The 1,520-nt window shown below is 73.6% G+C and carries 1 protein-coding gene; it reads left to right on the plus strand.

All coding sequences use genetic code 11. The features are described from left to right. The coding region (locus AC5LSR_RS05030; RefSeq protein WP_250285151.1) for a class I tRNA ligase family protein at positions 1-1,520 on the plus strand (1,520 nt) is incomplete at both ends.

A 1,520-nucleotide genomic window follows, 5' to 3' on the forward strand; every position in this document is an offset into this window, starting at 1 on the left:
GACCTGCATCTGGGCCATCTGGCGGGCCCGTTCCTGGCGGCCGACGTGTACACCCGGTACGCACGCGCGACCGGCCGCGAGGTGCTGCTCGGCACCGGCATCCAGGACACCCCGAGCTACGTGGTGACCACGGCCCACCGGCTGGGCACGACGCCGGCGCGGCTGGTGGCCCGCTCCGCCCGGCAGGTGGAGGCGTCCCTGGCCGCGGCGGGGATCGGCGTCGACGGCTTCACCGGCGTCGACGAACGGTTCACCAAGACGGTCTGGGGCTTCCTGGAGCGACTGCACGCCGCCGGGAAGCTCCGGGCGCGGACGATGACGTTCCCGTACCTGCCGCGCACCGGGCAGTACCTGGTGGACGGGTACGTGCGCGGAAGCTGCCCGGTCTGCCTGGCCGACGGGTGCGCGGGGCTGTGCGAGAGCTGCGCCCATCCGGTCGCCGCGGGGGAGCTGCTCAACCCGCGTTCGACCATGTACCCGGACGAGCCGGTGCGGCCGCGCCAGGCGCGGGTCCTGGTGCTGCCCATGGAGGAGTACCGGGACGGGCTGCGCGACTACTTCGCCGGCCACGCCGCGATGATGCGCCCGCACATGGCGCAGGCCGTCCAGCAGATGCTCTCCCGGCCGCTGCCGGACTACCCGGTCACCTACCCGGGCTCCTGGGGCATCCCCGCGCACTTCCCCGAGGTCCCCGGGCAGGTGATCAACCCGAACGCCGAGCCGATGGCGTGGAGCATGTACTGCTCCGCGCTGGCGGCCGAGCGCCGGGGCACGCCGCTGGCTGCCGAGGACGAGCTGTGGCTGGCCGGGTCCGGCTCGAGCGTGGTCTACTTCCTCGGCTTCGACAACATCTACCCGTTCGCGGTCGCCGGGACCGCGATGCTGCTGGCGCACGACGGCCGCTACGACCTGCCGGAGCTGTTCCTCACCAACGAGTTCTACGAGCTGGACAACGCGAAGTTCTCCACCAGCCGGGGCCATGTGCTGGGGGGACGGGAGCTGGCGGCCGAGGTGCCGAGGGACCTGATCCGCTTCCACCTGGCCGCGACCAGCCCGGAGTTCCAGCGCACCAGCTTCAGCCGCGAGGAGCTGGCCCGGATCACCCGCTCGCGTCTGGTCGAGCCGTGGAACCGGGTGGCGGCCGAGATCGACAGGTGGGCCGGCCGAGGGCCGCTGGCGGTGTCCGAACGTTCCCGGGCAGCCGCCGCGCGCGTCACCGAACGTTTCGTCGCGGCCTACGACATGCCCTACTTCAGCCTCAACCGGGCGGCCGAGACGCTCGTCGAGCAGCTGGCCCGGCTGGCCGGGTGGACCGCGGGCCAGGGCTCGGGCACGGGCACGGGCGTGGGCGAGGACGGCGACTTCTGCCACGAGGCCGAGGTGGTGCTGCGCGGCGCGGCACCCATCCTGATCGACCTGGCCGGGCGGGCGCTGCCGGACCTCGCGATCCGCCCCGCCGGCCGCGGGCCCACCGAGATCGTGCCCAGGCGCATGCCCAGGCTCAGCGAACGGGTGGCACG

This window comes from Protofrankia sp. CiP1_Cm_nod4 (genome assembly GCF_982290645.1).